The 15,980-nt window shown below is 57.6% G+C and carries 16 protein-coding genes; 6 read left to right on the forward strand and 10 right to left on the reverse strand.

What is annotated here, in order from left to right:
- Nucleotides 1–31 precede the first annotated feature (31 nt).
- Nucleotides 32–766 (forward strand): GGDEF domain-containing protein, encoded by a 735-nt coding sequence (locus tag BXY66_RS03280; RefSeq protein ID WP_132858744.1) that lies wholly within the window; start codon nucleotides 32–34, stop codon nucleotides 764–766.
- A 78-nt stretch (nucleotides 767–844) separates the two neighbouring features.
- Entirely contained in the window at nucleotides 845–1,969 is a 1,125-nt protein-coding gene (locus tag BXY66_RS03285; protein WP_132858745.1) for an aminotransferase class V-fold PLP-dependent enzyme, read from the forward strand.
- Between the two features lie 57 nt (nucleotides 1,970–2,026).
- Here the strand turns inward: BXY66_RS03285 and BXY66_RS03290 are convergent, their stop codons facing one another.
- From BXY66_RS03290 to BXY66_RS03300, 3 genes are all read right to left on the reverse strand, one after another.
- Nucleotides 2,027–3,235, reverse strand: coding sequence for a UbiH/UbiF family hydroxylase (locus BXY66_RS03290; RefSeq protein ID WP_132858746.1), 1,209 nt, complete (start codon nucleotides 3,233–3,235; stop codon nucleotides 2,027–2,029).
- 73 nt (nucleotides 3,236–3,308) lie between these two features.
- On the reverse strand, nucleotides 3,309–3,488 hold the full coding sequence (locus tag BXY66_RS03295; protein ID WP_132858747.1) for a hypothetical protein: 180 nt from the start codon (nucleotides 3,486–3,488) through the stop codon (nucleotides 3,309–3,311).
- A 136-nt stretch (nucleotides 3,489–3,624) separates the two neighbouring features.
- The gene (locus tag BXY66_RS03300; RefSeq protein ID WP_132858748.1) at nucleotides 3,625–4,269 is read right to left on the reverse strand and encodes a pyrimidine 5'-nucleotidase; all 645 of its coding nucleotides are present in this window, start codon (nucleotides 4,267–4,269) and stop codon (nucleotides 3,625–3,627) included.
- A gap of 101 nt (nucleotides 4,270–4,370) precedes the next feature.
- Between BXY66_RS03300 and BXY66_RS03305 the strand changes: the two genes are divergently transcribed.
- A complete protein-coding gene (locus BXY66_RS03305) occupies nucleotides 4,371–5,009 on the forward strand; it encodes a GntR family transcriptional regulator (RefSeq protein ID WP_132858749.1) in 639 nt (212 codons plus the stop codon).
- 24 nt (nucleotides 5,010–5,033) lie between these two features.
- Here BXY66_RS03305 and BXY66_RS03310 read toward each other — a convergent pair whose 3' ends face one another.
- Nucleotides 5,034–6,911 carry a glycosyltransferase family 2 protein gene (locus BXY66_RS03310; protein ID WP_132858750.1) on the reverse strand — a complete coding sequence of 626 codons (1,878 nt, stop codon included), beginning with the start codon at nucleotides 6,909–6,911 and terminating at the stop codon, nucleotides 5,034–5,036.
- A 74-nt stretch (nucleotides 6,912–6,985) separates the two neighbouring features.
- Complete coding sequence (gene carA, locus BXY66_RS03315; RefSeq protein ID WP_132858751.1) at nucleotides 6,986–8,143, reverse strand: glutamine-hydrolyzing carbamoyl-phosphate synthase small subunit; 1,158 nt, start codon at nucleotides 8,141–8,143, stop codon at nucleotides 6,986–6,988.
- A gap of 198 nt (nucleotides 8,144–8,341) precedes the next feature.
- On the opposite strand from carA, the gene BXY66_RS03320 reads away from it, so the two are divergent.
- Nucleotides 8,342–8,806 (forward strand): GatB/YqeY domain-containing protein, encoded by a 465-nt coding sequence (locus tag BXY66_RS03320; RefSeq protein WP_132858752.1) that lies wholly within the window; start codon nucleotides 8,342–8,344, stop codon nucleotides 8,804–8,806.
- 100 nt (nucleotides 8,807–8,906) lie between these two features.
- Here the strand turns inward: BXY66_RS03320 and BXY66_RS03325 are convergent, their stop codons facing one another.
- Nucleotides 8,907–9,311, reverse strand: coding sequence for a winged helix-turn-helix transcriptional regulator (locus BXY66_RS03325; protein WP_341785784.1), 405 nt, complete (start codon nucleotides 9,309–9,311; stop codon nucleotides 8,907–8,909).
- Between the two features lie 179 nt (nucleotides 9,312–9,490).
- Here BXY66_RS03325 and BXY66_RS03330 point away from each other — a divergent pair, with 179 nt between their 5' ends.
- On the forward strand, nucleotides 9,491–9,871 hold the full coding sequence (locus BXY66_RS03330) for a VOC family protein (RefSeq protein WP_132858754.1): 381 nt from the start codon (nucleotides 9,491–9,493) through the stop codon (nucleotides 9,869–9,871).
- Nucleotides 9,872–9,947: 76 nt separating this feature from the next.
- Here BXY66_RS03330 and BXY66_RS03335 read toward each other — a convergent pair whose 3' ends face one another.
- The 4 genes from BXY66_RS03335 to BXY66_RS03350 all read right to left on the reverse strand — a co-directional run bounded on the left by BXY66_RS03335 (nucleotide 9,948) and on the right by BXY66_RS03350 (nucleotide 14,998).
- Nucleotides 9,948–10,736 (reverse strand): phytanoyl-CoA dioxygenase family protein, encoded by a 789-nt coding sequence (locus BXY66_RS03335; RefSeq protein ID WP_132858755.1) that lies wholly within the window; start codon nucleotides 10,734–10,736, stop codon nucleotides 9,948–9,950.
- Nucleotides 10,737–10,810: 74 nt separating this feature from the next.
- Complete coding sequence (locus tag BXY66_RS03340) at nucleotides 10,811–12,229, reverse strand: calcium-binding protein (protein ID WP_132858756.1); 1,419 nt, start codon at nucleotides 12,227–12,229, stop codon at nucleotides 10,811–10,813.
- Nucleotides 12,230–12,480: 251 nt separating this feature from the next.
- Nucleotides 12,481–13,308 (reverse strand): IclR family transcriptional regulator, encoded by an 828-nt coding sequence (locus BXY66_RS03345; RefSeq protein ID WP_132858757.1) that lies wholly within the window; start codon nucleotides 13,306–13,308, stop codon nucleotides 12,481–12,483.
- 37 nt (nucleotides 13,309–13,345) lie between these two features.
- Nucleotides 13,346–14,998, reverse strand: coding sequence for a long-chain-fatty-acid--CoA ligase (locus BXY66_RS03350; RefSeq protein WP_132858758.1), 1,653 nt, complete (start codon nucleotides 14,996–14,998; stop codon nucleotides 13,346–13,348).
- Between the two features lie 207 nt (nucleotides 14,999–15,205).
- Between BXY66_RS03350 and BXY66_RS03355 the strand changes: the two genes are divergently transcribed.
- A complete protein-coding gene (locus BXY66_RS03355) occupies nucleotides 15,206–15,961 on the forward strand; it encodes an SDR family NAD(P)-dependent oxidoreductase (protein WP_132858759.1) in 756 nt (251 codons plus the stop codon).
- Nucleotides 15,962–15,980 lie beyond the last annotated feature (19 nt).

A 15,980-nucleotide genomic window follows, 5' to 3' on the forward strand; every position in this document is an offset into this window, starting at 1 on the left:
CCGTCCCCAATACGAATAGGGGATAGTGCGGATGCAGTCGGCCAGACGGGAAATTGCGATCAAAGTCGCTGCGGTTACGGTTTTTGTGAACGCTTGCGTGATCATTGTCGCGAGTTTTTTGACCGAAAGAGAAGAATGGGGCTCTGACCTTCCAGTCGTCATGATCCTTGCCACAGCTTTGACGGTAGGTGTCAGTTGGACTCTGGCTAGGCAGGTGCAAAAGTCTCATGCGCTCGCTCTTGAGCTTCAGCGCTTGGTTGATCGAGACCGGCTGACCGATGTGGCTACGCGGGATTTCTTTTTCTCGGAAATGGAAAAACGTCCGAATGCGCATGGCGTTGTGCTCATGGTCGACTTGGACCGATTCAAGAACGTCAATGACACGCATGGGCACTTAACCGGTGATGCGGTTATTCGCGATGTAGCGTCGCTGCTGGCGGGGAACATTCGGGCCGAAGACATGATTTGTCGCTTCGGTGGAGAAGAATTCCTGATTTTCCTGAACCGTCAGGACGAGACAACAGGTGCGTCTATCGGGGAGCGCTTGCGGGCCGCAGTTGAGCGCCGCATCATTCCGGTCTCTCAGGACGAAACACTTCGCGCAACAATATCCATCGGTGCGGCGCAGATGAATTCTGTGGCTGAATTGACCAAGGCGATCAGTCTTGCAGACGATGCGCTCTATGTCGCAAAGGAGGGGGGGCGCAACAGGCTCGTGGTGTCGTGGCGGGATGAAGTCCAGGACCACTTTGATCAGGTGGCCTGAAGCTCTTTATCCATAAAGCGTGGTTTCCTTTTGCTGGCGTCAACCATAGGGTGGCGCCAGTTTTCGCAGGAGGCCCACATGTCTAATGAATCTTCGGTTGACCCGGATGGCTTGCAGGAGTTCTCGGTGGTTTTCACCGACCGTTCCTTGAACCATATGAGCGCATCATTCCAACAGGTTATGCGCGACATCTCGGACATGCTCAAAGAGGTTTACAACGCCGACGGCGTGGCACTGGTGCCGGGGGGCGGTACCTTTGGTATGGAGGCCGTAGCACGCCAATTCGCGCGTGGCGCGCGGACCCTGGTTGTGCGCAATGGATGGTTCTCCTATCGCTGGAGCCAGATTTTCGAAACCGGCGGGTTCGCTGCGGAAAGCACGGTCATGAAGGCACGGCAGACGGGCAATGATGCCACGGCGCCATTTGCCCCCGCACCGATTGCAGATGTCGTTGCGCGCATTCGCGAGGAGAAGCCCGAGATTGTTTTTGCGCCTCACGTTGAGACCAGCGCTGGCGTCATCTTGCCCGACGACTATATTGCCGAAATGGCGAAAGCGGCACACGAAGTGGGCGCCTTGATGGTGTTGGATTGTATCGCGTCCGGGTGTGTCTGGATTGATATGAAATCTTTGGGTGTGGATGTTCTGTGTTCGGCACCTCAAAAGGGATGGAGTGCGTCGCCGTCTGCGGGGCTGGTGATGCTGTCGAACCGTGCGCTGGAGCGGCTGGAAACGACACAATCGGACAGTTTTGCCATCGACTTGAAGAAATGGCGCGACATCATGTTGGCCTATGAAAACGGCGGTCACGCTTATCACGCCACCATGCCAACAGACGCGCTCAAAGCATTTCGCGACACAATGGCAGAGACCAAGAACTATGGTTTTGACAAGCTGCGTGACGCGCAGTGGGCCCTGGGTAACGGTGTGCGCAACATGCTGAAAGAAAAAGGTATTACGTCGGTCGCTTCGGAAGGCTTTGGCGCTCCGGGGGTGGTGGTCAGTTATACCGCTGATCCCCAAATTCAGAACGGCAGCAAGTTCTCTGCCAAAGGCATGCAGATCGCTGCTGGTGTACCGCTGGCCTGTGATGAACCGGAGAGCTTCATGACCTTCCGGCTGGGTCTTTTTGGCCTGGATAAGCTCTATGACGTGGAAGGCACTATGGCGCGGTTGAAGACCGTGTTGGATGAGGTGCTTTGAGCCAAAATACCAAGCTGCAGAACGTCGGCAAAGCGTCGGTAAAGCGTCGGTGCGAGGTTATTTCGCGCCGAGGCCCATCTGCATGAGTGTTTTGCGTACCGGAGCGAGGGAGTAGAGCGCGTTTAGTCCCATAGCGCGGGCGTCACGCAGCGCGCGCGTTTCGACCATTGACGCACGGTTGAGCATATCGATGCCTTGAACCCGCAGTTTCACCTCGGCGAAGCGGCGACGATGATAGGTCTGGAGCATCCGTTCGCTGCCCAATTGCCCGGGATTTTCGGTTGCGAGATCAAGCAGAACACGCATGTCGCCAAGGCTCATATTGAGACCCTGCGCGCCGATCGGCGGCACGACATGCGCTGCTTCAGCGACCAGGGCGATGCGTTCGCCATAGAGCGTTTCAGCAGATTGAGAGATAATCGGCCATATGGTGCGGCGCGACGCGAGTTTGAGCGGGCCGAACAGAGAACAACTACGGGCGGTCATTTCGGCTTCAAAGTCCGTCTTTTCCATCTCGAAAAGCGCATTTGCCCGCGCGCTTCGTTCCATCCAGACCAAAGCTGACGACGGCATGCCGTTATAGTCTGGCAATGGAACAAGCGTAAACGGACCGCCTGAGCGGTGAATCTCTGTGGAGACATTTGCATGCGGTATCGGGTGGGTCACAGCGAGGGCCAACGCCTTTTGCCCGTAGCGGGTTGTATGAACCTTGATTTTGGCCGCGTCCCGCATGGGCGAATTGCGACCGTCTGCTGCGATCACCAGTTTCGCGTTGGTCTGAGATCCATCGGTGAGGCCGACTCTGGCTTCGTGCGTGCGGGTGAAGAGCGTTTTGGTTGCCGTACCAAGACGCAGGTCGACGTTGGGCAGTTCATCTAGTCGCGCCAGCATTTCCCGGCGGAGAAGCCAATTCGGGAGGTTCCAGCCAAACGGCAGGTCAGAAAGGTCGGATGCATCGAAGTTCTTGATGATCCGTGGTTCCGGTTCTTCGCCACCGGCGTCCACAATTCGCATTACCTGCAGAGGTGCGGCATGGGGATAGAGACGATCCCAAAGACCTGCCTGATCCAATAGCGCGCGGGCAGGCTGCAGGAACGCCGTGGTGCGCAGATCGGACCCTTCAACATCCCGTTCCGTGACGGGAGGTGTCGGATCCACGCATTGAACGGAAAACCCGGCTGTTCCGAAGGCCGCAGCTGCGGTCAGTCCGGCGATACCGCCGCCAGAGATGAGGACGTCAACAGACGTGGATTGGGATTGGGTCATGCGCAAGGCCTCCTGCGCGCGAAGATACGCGGGCAGGAGGCGGGGTTAAAGAGGGCGAAATGTCCCTGTGGCGTCATCCTCGGGAAATGATCAGCAGGATGGTCCAGATGACGGGAACCGCGCAGAGCGCCGGTATATAAAGACCCGGAATTCCGAATAGGGCGATAGAGGTTCCCCACAGCACGACAGCCAGCAAAATAACGGCATAGATCGCGATGAGAGTTTTGGTAGAGACGGTTTCGGTGGATGCCATTTTGACAAGCTCCTTTGGGCGCCTGCCCACTTGGGCGGCGTCTGGTTCGGCGTTTTGATGTGTGTGGAATGCACCTATGCAGTTTGCCGCGAGCTGCGATCAGTCAGTTTGTCGCAATGGCAAAAAACCGCTTAGATCAGGTCAGTTTTCCGAGGAATTCTGTGAGGTCATCCGTGTGGTGATGCACATGGTCGGCCGCGGAATCCTCCGGGGCGACATGGACGGTGCGCATGCCCATCTCGTGGGGTACCTGAAGGTTTCTGAGGTCATCCTCGAACATGGCTGCGCGTGTCGGCTCGACGTTGGCTTTGTCAAAGACAGTTTCAAATGCGGCGCGTTCCGGCTTGGGAAGAAAGTCCGCGTTCTCCACACCGTAAATGCCGTCAAACAGACCTGCCAGTCCGCGCGCCTCCAGAACGCGCTCAGCGTAAGGCGCGGTTCCGTTGGTATAGACGATGCGTTGGCCCGGCAGGTTCTGGATGTTGTTTCGAAGTATGAGATCAGCGCTGAGGTGATCCAGTGAGATTTCGTGCACATCGTGAAGATAGGGCCCCGGGTCCACGTTATGCTCGCGCATCAGCCCCGTCAGCGTTGTGCCGTATCGGGCCCAATAATCCTTGCGCATCTGATCTGCTGTCGGGCGGTCAACGCCGAGGGCTGACATCACATAATTTGTCATGCGCACTTCGATCTGGTCAAAAAGGCGCATTGCCGGTGGGTAGAGCGTGTTGTCGAGATCAAACACCCAGGTGTCGATATGTGCAAAGGAAGCTTTGGGCATGGCTGACGTGTTACTGTTTGCAGAGGTCTGGCGCAATGGCGGGGTTGCATCACAATCGCGCGCGCGTAATCTGGCTGGCATCGCAAATGGAGACGCGCAGGATGGCACAAGGCCAAAGACCCAACAAGGACGCTTATTCGCTGATTTTGGAAGCGATTGACGTAGGCGTTTATAAACCGGGGGATCGTTTGGTTGAGAGCGATCTGGCAGAGCGGTTCGGAGTGTCCCGGACCCCGATCCGAGAGGCGCTGCAGCGCCTGGAGACGCAGTCGCTTTTGGCGCGGGACGGGCGCAGCCTTATCGTGAATTCGCTTGATCACAATCAGATGGCCGAACTTTATGTGGTGCGGACTGAACTGGAAGGATTGGCAGCGAGACTGGCGGCGCGTCACGCCACCAAGGAAGAAGTGCGTGTTTTGCAGGACATGGTCGATAGCGACCAGAAACTGGTGAACGACCCCTCCGCTTTGGCACGTTCCAATCGGCGGTTTCACAAACAGATTCATCTGGCCAGCCACAACCGGTATCTGGTGCAGCAGCTTGATCTGGTCCACCGGTCGATGGCGTTGATGGCAACGACCTCGATTGCTGCCGAAGGGCGGGGCGAAGATACGCTTGTGGAACACCAGGCGATTGTGGATGCCATCGCCAACCGCGATGAGGCGGGTGCCTACGAAGCCCTGCGTGCACACATCAGCACGGCTTTTGTCACACGTCTGAAAGCCGAGAACGAGGCTTAAGCGCTCTCAAAGATCCCATTTCATTCAGTCGACCTGGGTGGCCTCGAACGTCTTTCCGTGTTCGGTTTTGTCCCAGTAATATGGCGCGACGACCAGCTCGATCAGGCCTTTGTAGGCCGCTATGGTGGCGAGCGGAAAATAGGCTAGCATGGCAGGTATCCACCGGATCAGACCGGGACGGTCAGATAGCTTTGCAGCAATGCCCCACGACAGCACATTGGAAAGTGTGGACAGGATCAAGGCCACCGAGAGCCATGCAGGCACCGTCTCCATTCCAGGTACATCTGGTTGCCATCCAAGTGTTGCTCCCCACAAGAGCCAGAGCAGGGGCGCCAGAAGAAACTGGCTGAAGGTTGTGAGAAACACGAGGTGAAAGCCGAGGAACTTGCGCGTACCTAGATCGCGCCAAAGGCGACTTGGCGAGCGCATGTGGACCAGATAGGTCACCATGTATCCCTTGAGCCATCGCGAGCGCTGACGGATCCATGCGACGGGCTGGCAGTTGGCCTCTTCAAGCGTCACTGTCCGGATGAGGCGGGTTTGGTAGCCGAACCGCGCCAGTCTGTAGCCGAGGTCTGCGTCTTCTGTGACGTTGTGCGCGTCCCAACCGCCAATGCGTTCCAGTGCGGAGCGACGCAGAAAGAGGGTGGTGCCGCCCAGCGGAACTGCGAAACCCATGTGGGTTAGCCCCGGTAGGTAGATCCGGAACCAGGCGGCATATTCGATTGAAAAACAACGTGATAGCCAGTTTGTGTAAGGGTTGTAGTAGTCGAGAATGCCCTGCAGACAGGCCACGTTTCTAGGGGCGGATGCAAAATGTGCGGCGACCTGATCCAGTTGATCCGGAGAGGGCGCGTCTTCCGCGTCCCAGATGCCGATAATCTCGCCTTTGCAAAAATCCAGCGCATAGTTCAATGCGCGCGGCTTGGTGGTCACGCCTGACCCCGCTGGCACTGCGACGACGCGCATCCACTTGGGGAGTTTCGTATGGGCGATTGTCTGTCTGGTGACGTGATCATGTTCCTCCAGAACAAGGACAACGTCCAAAAGGGCGCGCGGGTAGGTCAGGCGTGTGAGGCGTCGTATCAGGGCGTTTGCGATGCGTTTCTCCCTGAAGAGAGGTACGATGACCGATATTCGCGGCAGGGGTGCTTTGGGGGACATGGGCGGCGCGCGGGCAGGGCGCAGCGCGCAGATGGCGAGCGACGCGAAGCGCAGAGATGTGGCGGCGGCTAGGGTTATAATGGCCCAGATGACGGCAATGCCGAGGATGATGTCGGGGGCTGTCAGAAAGGCGAACGCCAGTGTAATCAGAGCGGTGTAAAACACTATTTTTTGCAGCATGGTGCGGTGATCCCAGCCACGGCTGCTGTAGCGTGGGTGGGGCCGGTATTCGGCCAACATGGTCAGCCTGAGCCGCATAAGCCTTTCTATGGCGGCGTTGATTTGGCCGTCTGGCGCAATCACCAAAGGGGCGTTGGACAAGTGTAGAGGCAGGCGTTCGCGCAGCGTTGTCAGATGGTCCGGACGTCCCGTGGCAAGGACCACCTCACCATCCAAGCCGCGCCAGGGAATGACATTGTTTTTCAGGCAAAAGTCCGGCGGCAGCAACATGGCGAGGTCTGGATCGGGCGGTAACCGATCCAGATCGACCAGACGCATGCCCGTTCTTTCGGCGTGGAGTTGCCAGTACCTGTCAGGTGTCAGCCAACCACGCGAAAACAGGATTTCCGGCAGAGTCGCGTTCCAGATGTTCTGCCGCTGCAGAGCGAAGAACAGTTGCCAAGGGGTAATCCAGCCGCGCTCTACAAGGCTCCGCCCGAGCGGGAGCGTCGGGAGGTCTTGAGATTTCGCCTGCCGTCGCCACGTTCGCGGCGCAAGGTCCGGTCGTGGCCCGTTCATTCACGTCACCCCGTTGAATTGACGCGGTTAGTCTGGGGCGACGTGGTTAATGAATGGTTAATTCAGCTTGTTGCTCAGGCAGATCGCGCAGCCATGTTGGCGGCAAACTTTTCAAAGAGATAGAAGCTGTCTTGAGGGCCGGGGCTGGCTTCGGGGTGGTGCTGTACCGAAAAGACCGGCTTGTCCGCCAAGCGGATACCGCAGTTGGACCCGTCAAACAGCGACACGTGGCTTTCCACGACGCCTTCGGGCAGGGTCTGTGCATCAACGGCGAAACCGTGGTTCATTGACGTGATTTCCACCTTGCCGGTGTCGTGGTCTTTGACCGGGTGGTTCGCACCGTGGTGGCCGTGATTCATTTTCACGGTCTTTGCGCCAAGCGCGAGCGCGAGCATCTGATGACCGAGGCAAATTCCAAAGACAGGCAGGTCTGCTGCGAGTACACCTTTGATCATGGGAACGGCATATTCACCGGTCGCGGCGGGGTCGCCCGGACCGTTGGACAGAAACACGCCGTCAGGGTTGTGTGCGAGTACGTCTTCCGCAGTCGCGGTAGCGGGCAGCACGGTCACGTCGCAGCCTGCAGATGCGAGGCAACGCAAGATGTTGCGTTTCGCGCCGAAATCCACGGCCACGACCTTGTGTTTCGGAGCTTCCTGCCGCGGGTAGCCATCAGGCCATGCCCAACGCATTTCGTCCCAACGGTAAGACTGCGCGCAGGTGACGTCCTTGGCCAGGTCCAGACCTTCGAGGCCGGAAAAGGCGCGGGCCTTTGCGACAAGCGCCTCGGTGTCGAAATTGCCGTCGGGATTGTGGGCAAGAGCCACGTGCGGCGCACCTTGCTGGCGAATGGCGCGGGTCAGGCGGCGCGTGTCAACGCCACCGATTGCGATGCGATTGCGTGCCGAGAGCCAGTTGGACAGCGTGTCGGCGGAGCGCCAGTTCGAGGGCTCTGTAGGGTCCCATTTGACGACCATGCCTTCGGCGACCGGATCGCCGGTTTCGTCGTCTTCCGGGTTCACGCCGGTATTCCCGATGTGGGGAAAAGTGAAGGTCACAACTTGTCCCGCATAAGAGGGGTCGGTCATGATTTCCTGATAGCCCGTCATTGCCGTGTTGAAGCAGAGTTCTGCCACTGTTTCACCTGTGGCGCCGAAGCCTCGTCCGTAGAATAACGTCCCATCGGCGAGAGCAAGACATGCGGTCGGGTGGGATGGGGCTTGATGGGCCATGGCGCGACTCTCCGGCTGACAAATTGTCGGGAAACTATGTCGGAGACCGGACATCGTCAAGGCGAAGTGTTAAGTGTCGGTAAATTGGTGTCGAAGCCCTTATTTTTAAGGGTTTGGTAGCGCAATCTGAATCGTTGCCAGACGTCGAGGCTTTCTGTATTGTCCGTGACTTATGTTTGGCAACAAATGGCGAAGTAGATGACTCTGAGAGACGACCTCAACGCGAGCTTGAAGCAGGCGATGCGCGACCGCGCCGCAGAACGCCTTTCAACGCTTCGGCTGATCAGCGCAGCCATCAAGGACCGTGACATTGCGGCACGGGGTGCTGGTGAGGACGCGAGTGGCGTTGATGACGCGGAGATATTGTCCATCCTTGCGAAGATGGTGAAGCAGCGACAGGAGAGCGCGCGGACCTATGAAGAGGGCGGACGTCTTGATCTGGCAGAGCGCGAAATGAACGAGATCACCGTCATTGAGGAGTTTCTGCCCAAACAGTTGAGCGACGGCGAAGTGGCGAAGGCCATTGAAGCTGCGGTTTCAGAGGTGGGAGCTGAGTCGATCCGTGACATGGGCAAGGTAATGGGCGCATTGAAGGCGAAATTCACCGGCCAGATGGATTTCGGAAAGGTCGGCCCGATGGTGAAGGATCAGCTGAGCAAGTAGGTTTGCTTTCAGTGTGATCTGGAAAGCCCGCCGATGGCGGGCTTTTTTGTGCCATGTGAATGAACGCGTTGCTTTACCGACTGCCGGAGAAGTGGCTGTTTCAAGAAACAAAGGCCACCGCAGCGGCTGTCACTTCGCTCAGTTTGCTGCCCGTGCTGACAGCCGAGTATTGAGAGCGAGGGGGGCGCATATGTTCATCAATGTGACGATGAATCCAGTGTCTTGCTTCCATTGTTTTCAGCGATTGTGACAGTGCCCGATCCGAAATTGGGGGGAGGTCTCGCTTGATCTCGATAAAGTGGCGCGGCCTGTGAAGTGTTGCCAAAACCGGCAGCGTCCAAGATCGCCGAAGCAAGTCCTGATCCTCGTCTTGCGAAACGCCGTTGATCTGACTGGCGAGTTTGGCCGCGGGTACCCCTATCTGGGTAAGGCGGAACTCAGGACGCAATGGGTGGCCGTAGCCCGGGTTTCGTTCGAGCAGTCCCAAATTGATCAGATGATCCATACTTTGCGCAAAAGCGGTTCTGCCCGCGCCGGTTGCGGCCAGCAGAGGGGCTTGCCGGCCTGGGGTGCCGGCATGCAGCTGAGCGAGAATGGGGAGCGCCCAAGCGCGTGACGTGATGTTGACAAACAAATTTATGTCCATAAAGTATAGTTACTATATTTTGAGAAAAAGGAAAGACTATGTCGCTCATTTCAGTAGATCAAACGATTACAATCGCAATGTCGGTCACGGATCGCCACGCGAGCGCAAAGTGGTACCAGAACATGTTGGGTTTCGAGTTGCTCTACCACGCCGACGAGGCCGGGTGGTCCGAGATGCAGACAAACACGGCTGGTGTTGTAATCGGTTTCGGGGAGCATACGAAACCAGCGCCGGGCAATTGCGTTCCGGTCTTTGGGATCGCCGATTTGGATGCCGGTCGTCAAAGTCTGGAACAGGCCGGTGTAAAGTTCGACGGTGATACCGAGGTTGTCGAAGGCATGGTCAAAACCGCAACGTTCTATGATCCCGATGGAAACGCATTGATGCTCGCGCAGGACCTGACGGGTGGAGCGGGCTAATCGGCAAGTTGGCTTTGCAGGTTGACGCGCGCGCCGTCAGGTGTCGCAGGCCCTTTTGGGGGGCTTCCTCCGGCCTTCATTCGATAAGCATCGGAAACCAGTCCTCGCGCAGCCGCTGTCCCTCGATCATGTCGTGACCGGGAAATGGCGGCGAAGTGCGGCCCGGACGGGTGACATACCGCGCGTCATCGCCGAGCAACCGAAGTGAGAAGGCCCGTCGTCTGGCCGTGGCATGATTGCCCCGAGCGCCATGAAGAATGTGGTAGTTGAAGGCCACTGCATCGCCGGGTTCCATCTCCCATTCCAAAATGCGCATGCCTTCGGCGTCCGGATCGGGCACCGGCATATAGTCATCTTTGTTGGGGAAGAAACTTTCCTCTGAAGCCCAACGGGTTGGCAATACCGGCTTTTCCCAGCGATGAGAGCCCGCCACAAGGCGCAGGGTGGCGTCGGTGACCGGGTCTAGAGGTGACCAGAAGCTGAGGGTCTGGCTACCTTCGACAAAATAGTAGGGGCCATCGGTATGCCAGGGCGTGGCCATGGATGTCCCGGGTTCTTTGACCAGTACATGATCGTGAAAAAGTTGGACGGTTTGGGACTGCATTAGCTGCGCGGCAACATTTGCTGCGGCGCTTTGCTTGATAACCGACTGAAATTCAGGGATGCGTTGCCAGTTACAGTAGTCATCAAAGAAACGGCCGGTTTCGCCGTCTTTCCTGTTTTCGGAAGCATAGGGCCCGGGGGCAGTCATGTTGCGTTCAACGCCCGCTCGCAAGGCGTCGAGATGATCAGAAAACAAGCCGCGAATGACGACAACGCCATCACTTTGAAAACTGTTGATGTCGTTTTGGGTGATCGAAACCATGCGTGCCCTCCAGAGAATTCCCGGGGCACAACTTGCGCCCGAGAGGGCGCAAGGTCAATCGTGTGCGGTCCGACTTAGAAAATGAAGTCGTCGTCCGAAACATCGACTGCAAGAACGCCATTCAGTAAGATGGAGATACCGTTATCCATCTCGATCAGAGCGCCGTTTGCTGTGTCCGTTACAGTGTAGGGGCTGTAGCCGGTTTCGATACGGATCAGGTCTTCCTGATCGGCAAAGTCGAGGATTGTGTCGGTGTAGCCGGCTGCGTTTGCCCCGAACTCGAAGATGTCCGCATCACGCCCGCCGAGCAGGGTGTCGTTGCCGGGGCCTCCAATCAGGAGGTCTTCGCCTGAGCCTGCGAAGACGACATCGTCACCGGCGCCGCCGTCGAGAGTGTCGTTGCCGCTGTTGGCATACATCCGGTCATTTCCATCCTCGCCGATCAAGACGTCGTTGTCGCGACCACCCGTCAAGGTGTCATTGCCATTGCCGCCAACCATTGAGTCATCGCCGTCACCACCCCGAAGGGTATCGTCGCCACCCTGGCCGTAGAGTTCGTCGTTGCCGTCGTCGCCATCCAGTTCGTCGTTGTCACGTCCACCATAGACGAGGTCGTCGCCGTCACCACCGGACACGACGTCATCGCCGCCACCGCCCCATATCGTGTCGTTGCCGTTTTCGCCTGCAAGGTGGTCGTTGTGGTCTTTACCGGCAAGGCGGTCGTTGCCTTCGCCTCCCAGTAGTGTGTCCTCGCCGGACCCACCGGTCAGGAAATCGTTTCCTTCGCCGCCGGAAAGCAAGTCGTTGCCACCGCCACCTTTCAGCCGGTCGTTGCCTGCGCCACCGTCGATTACATCATTGCCGCTGTCACCGTACAACGTGTCGCGGTCTTCTCCGCCGAAGATGCTGTCGTCGCCGCTGCCGCCGCGGATCGAGTCATATCCAGCGCCACCGCCCATAACGTCATTGCCTTCGTTTCCGAAGAGTGTGTCGTTGTTGTTGCCACCAAGCGTCGTGTCGTTGCCTGTGCCTCCAAGAATGTAGTCATTGCCGTCGCCGCCTTCGATGTGATCGTCGTCCGCGCCGCCGTTTATCCAGTCATTGCCCCAGCCACCAAGCAGGGTGTCAAAACCGTCGTTGCCTTTGATGCTGTCATCGTCGCCCTGGCCGTTGAACCAGTCATCGCCCATGCCGCCGTGGATCGTGTCCATACCATCGTCGGCGAACACGATGTCGCCCAACGCACCGCCAAAGAAGCCGTCGTTGCCGTCGCCGGCGACGAACGTCACACGGCCCAAAACTACCACAACCGTCTGTTCATCCGCATCGCCAATGGCAAGAACATTGAGTCCGTTGGCGACGGGAAGCAATCCTGTGAAATTAGCTGTCAGGTCATAAGGGCCAGCGGCCACTATGATCTGTTCTTCGGTAAGTGTGGGAAGCGGACCATACAAGCTTTCGAGGGTCGGGAGGACGGGCGGGACAACGGGCATAACATATCCAACATTGCTGATGGCCTTGCGGGAAGCATCCGGAATATGTCGCGGGCTTCTGCCCGATGATGTGTCCCCCAAAGCCAGTTTCTAGAACACCAAACGCCGACAGACGCCTGTTCTGGGCGTGTCGTCGGATGAAAAGCGGTTTTTCACTGGCAATTTTGTGGCGAGAATGAGGCAAGTGCCCAACTTGGTCAAGGTTGGGCGTTGGGTAAGGCGGTCAGAAACGCATTGTTTCCAATGTGGAATTAATAGGCGGAGCTGCGGCGTTGCAGGTTTTGGGCCATTGCGACAAGACGGGGCCCAAGGTCATTCTCCATGCGCTCCTTGGGCAGGAAATGAGCGGGTCCACCAAGGTTAAACGCCATGTTGGGCGAGCCTTCATCTTGGACCGGAAACGGGACCGCGAGCGAATGCACGCCGTCATGCCAGTCGCCGTAGTTGGCGTAAAAGCCTTTCTGTGTGATCTGATCGGCTGCATTTTTGATGCCGTCCAACGTCTCGGGCCAATCCTGTGGGCCGTAGTAGGCGGCAAGAAGATCCAGAATCTCTTCCTTTTCCTCGCCAATGCATCCTGCAATGTACGCGCGCCCCATTGCCGAGCGGGCCAGCGAGATACGAGATCCAACACCAAGCTGCAAGGAGACCACACCATTGGCGGCGCGTGCGCACGCTAGGTAGGTGACGGTTGGGCCATCGCGCGCCCCGAGAGCAACCTGAACGCCGTCACCGGCGTAGTCCGCCAAATCTTGCATGAGATCTTTGGCAGCTTCGCGCATCGGCATTGCGCCCAAAAGGGAAAAGCCTAAGCCAAGAACCGGAACGCCGATATTATATCGCCCAGTTGTTTCGTTATAGAGCAGATAGCCCGTGGTCATCAGCGTATAGGTCAGCCGCGAAATCGTCGAATTTGGAAGCCCTGTCCGTTGGGCGAGTTCGCGATTAGAGAGGCCTGCTCGGTCGGACGGCCTGAATGCACGCAGGACTTCGAGACCACGGGACAGGGCTGTGACGAACTGACGGTCGTTCTCGGGAGGGGCAGTCGGTTCGCCCGTGGATTGGGTGCGTTTTCTCATGAGTGGTCGTATTTCCGCATTGTGGAATTCCTATGCGTCATGTGAGGTTCTTCCACAAGACCTTGCCAGCGCCCGAGCGAGGAAGATCGTCAACAAACTCGACGATTGTCGGACATTTGTAGGCGCTCATCTGAGATCTGCACCAGTCGATCACGCCTTTGGCTGTGATTGTGTTGCGTGCTTCTGCGCGTGGAATGATTATCGCCTTCACACACTCCCCGCGGCGCTCGTCGTGTGCGCCAACAACGCAGCACTCGGCGATGTCGGGGTGGTGTAGCATGAGCATTTCGATTTCCGCGGGCCAGACTTTGAAACCTGCCGCGTTCACCATGCGTTTGACCCTGTCGACCATGAAAAAATAGCCATCTGCGTCGCGATAGCCGATGTCTCCTGAACGAAAGAACGGAACCCCATCGATTTCCACAAAAGCTTCTTTTGTCTCGTCGGGCCGTTGCCAATAGCCGAGGAAATTCTGAGGGGCGTGCATGACGATTTCGCCAATCTCACCGTGCGCAAGCTCGGTGTCGCCGCCGATTTCCAGAACGCGGCTGTCGACTTCGTAAATTGGTTGGCCAAGACATTGGCGTTTGGGGGCATCGATCGGGTTCACATGTGTTGCCGCCATCGTCTCGGACAGGCCGTAGCCTTCGACATAGTCCAGCCCAGTCATCTGTTTGAGCTTTCCTGCTATCGCCTCGGGCATTGCCGCGCCGCCGCCGCCTATCATTTCGAGGCTGGAAAGGTCGTAGCTGTCAAAGTTCGGGTCGTTCACGAGATCAATCGCCATGGTCGCGATGGAGCGCCACCTTGCGATCCTGAAACGTTCAATCAGACCGGCCGCCAGTTTGGACGACCATCGCGGCAAAATCACGTTGCGTCCGCCCGTCATTATTGGCGCGTGCATACCGTTCATCATGCCAGTGACATGAAAGAACGGCAGAGCGCCAAGGTGAACGGTTGTTTCCGTGGTCGGGTTCCAGATCACGCCAGCAACCAGAGATGCCATGACTGTCCGGTGCGTGTGAACACATCCCTTCGGGTTTCCGGTTGTGCCTGAACTGTAGGGGATGACCGCAAGGTCGTCAGAAGTTGTGGTGCGCGGCGCAGGGGTGTGACCTGCATCTATGGCCGTTTGAAAACCTACCATGCCATGCGCTTCGGCTTCTTGTTCGCTCATCGCGACGGTTTGCTTTTCCGGAACAAGGTCAAATCCCGAAAGGCCCATATCCGTCATGCGCGTGCCGATCAGCGTTTCCAAGTCCCCGCGCTTGAGTGCAGGTAGGATGTTGTCGGACAGCTCGAGGGCACAAACGGCGATTTTGGCGCCGGTGTCTTCCACCAGATAGTCGATCTCGGCTGTTTTGTTCATCGGGTTGACCGGCACAACTGCGCCGCCGGCGCGCAAGATGGCATAGAATGCGATGATGTATTGTGGGCAGTTCTGGGTATAGAGCAGGACCCGATCGCCCTTGGACAGACCGACGTGCTGTAGATAGCCAGCCAAGGCTGAGACCCGATCTGCGATGTCCTGATACGTGTAGTCAGCGCCGTTGTAAGTCAGCCCGATACGATCACCCCACTTGGCGACTGTTTTGTCCAGATTTACGTCCAGAGGTGTGTCGGGGCGCTCAAACGTCCAGGGTTTTCCGGCTGGCCAGAAGTCAGGAATACGGGCGTTCGGGTGGGGCATCATGCGCTCCGTTTGGGGTTGGTCAAGTTGAGGTAGCCTAGCGTCAACTTCCATTTCGTCATGCGGAATTTGCAGCAAGTGTCGTCGCGTCGTTTTTGGCCGCATTGCAGCGAAACGCGTTTCCGCGATGCGGAAGGAAGCCTAGGATGCCGGTCAAATGGACTGTGTGCGTCAAGCGAGTCTGGTGCACTATCGGGAGGAAAATCGATGTTTGATTTGACCGGCAAGGTTGCCGTTATCACTGGATCTAGCCGCGGAATCGGTCGCGCCATTGCTGAAATGTATGCAAAGGCGGGCGCAAAGGTTGTGGTGTCCAGCCGGACAGCCGAGGCTTGTGAGCCTGTCGCGGAAGCGATCCGTGCAGATGGTGGAGAGGCGCTGGTGGTGCCTTGCAACGTGAGCAAGCGGGAAGAAGTCGAGGGGCTGGTAGAGAAAACGCTGGCGGAGTGGGGGCAGATCGACGTTCTGGTCTGTAATGCGGCGATTAATCCCGTTTACGGCCCTATGAGCCAGCTGGATGATGAGGCCTTTGCCAAGATCATGACAGCGAACGTGCTGTCGCCGCTGCAGCTTTGTAATCTGGTTTTACCAGGCATGGCCAAACGCGGTGGTGGCAATGTTGTCATCCTGTCTTCCATTGCAGGCCTTACCGGCAACCCGGTGATTGGTGCCTATGGCATCTCCAAGGCCGCGGACGCGTCTTTGGCGCGCAATCTCGCGGTGGAGTGGGGACCCAAAGGCATTCGCGTAAACGCGATTGCGCCGGGCTTGGTGAAAACCGATTTTGCGCGGGCGCTCTGGGAAAACCCCGACTATCTCGCGAAAGTCGAAGGCCAGAACCCGCTACGTCGGATCGGACAGCCGGAAGATATTGCGGGCACCGCTTTGTTCCTTGCCACCGACGCCAGCGCCTATATCACCGGCCAAACCATTGTGGCCGATGGTGGCGAGACAATTTGCTAAGAGATTTTAGGGAGTTACG

It is taken from the genome of Shimia isoporae, from assembly GCF_004346865.1.
Taxonomy (GTDB): domain Bacteria; phylum Pseudomonadota; class Alphaproteobacteria; order Rhodobacterales; family Rhodobacteraceae; genus Shimia; species Shimia isoporae.

Bases quoted from the DNA above. Each gene is read 5' to 3' on its own strand.
- BXY66_RS03280 (WP_132858744.1), top strand. From the start codon at position 32: ATGCAGTCGGCCAGACGGGAAATTGCGATCAAAGTCGCTGCGGTTACG.
- BXY66_RS03285 (WP_132858745.1), top strand. From the start codon at position 845: ATGTCTAATGAATCTTCGGTTGACCCGGATGGCTTGCAGGAGTTCTCG.
- BXY66_RS03290 (WP_132858746.1), bottom strand. From the start codon at position 3,235: ATGACCCAATCCCAATCCACGTCTGTTGACGTCCTCATCTCTGGCGGC.
- BXY66_RS03295 (WP_132858747.1), bottom strand. From the start codon at position 3,488: ATGGCATCCACCGAAACCGTCTCTACCAAAACTCTCATCGCGATCTAT.
- BXY66_RS03300 (WP_132858748.1), bottom strand. From the start codon at position 4,269: ATGCCCAAAGCTTCCTTTGCACATATCGACACCTGGGTGTTTGATCTC.
- BXY66_RS03305 (WP_132858749.1), top strand. From the start codon at position 4,371: ATGGCACAAGGCCAAAGACCCAACAAGGACGCTTATTCGCTGATTTTG.
- BXY66_RS03310 (WP_132858750.1), bottom strand. From the start codon at position 6,911: ATGAACGGGCCACGACCGGACCTTGCGCCGCGAACGTGGCGACGGCAG.
- carA (WP_132858751.1), bottom strand. From the start codon at position 8,143: ATGGCCCATCAAGCCCCATCCCACCCGACCGCATGTCTTGCTCTCGCC.
- BXY66_RS03320 (WP_132858752.1), top strand. From the start codon at position 8,342: ATGACTCTGAGAGACGACCTCAACGCGAGCTTGAAGCAGGCGATGCGC.
- BXY66_RS03325 (WP_341785784.1), bottom strand. From the start codon at position 9,311: ATGGATCATCTGATCAATTTGGGACTGCTCGAACGAAACCCGGGCTAC.
- BXY66_RS03330 (WP_132858754.1), top strand. From the start codon at position 9,491: ATGTCGCTCATTTCAGTAGATCAAACGATTACAATCGCAATGTCGGTC.
- BXY66_RS03335 (WP_132858755.1), bottom strand. From the start codon at position 10,736: ATGGTTTCGATCACCCAAAACGACATCAACAGTTTTCAAAGTGATGGC.
- BXY66_RS03340 (WP_132858756.1), bottom strand. From the start codon at position 12,229: ATGCCCGTTGTCCCGCCCGTCCTCCCGACCCTCGAAAGCTTGTATGGT.
- BXY66_RS03345 (WP_132858757.1), bottom strand. From the start codon at position 13,308: ATGAGAAAACGCACCCAATCCACGGGCGAACCGACTGCCCCTCCCGAG.
- BXY66_RS03350 (WP_132858758.1), bottom strand. From the start codon at position 14,998: ATGCCCCACCCGAACGCCCGTATTCCTGACTTCTGGCCAGCCGGAAAA.
- BXY66_RS03355 (WP_132858759.1), top strand. From the start codon at position 15,206: ATGTTTGATTTGACCGGCAAGGTTGCCGTTATCACTGGATCTAGCCGC.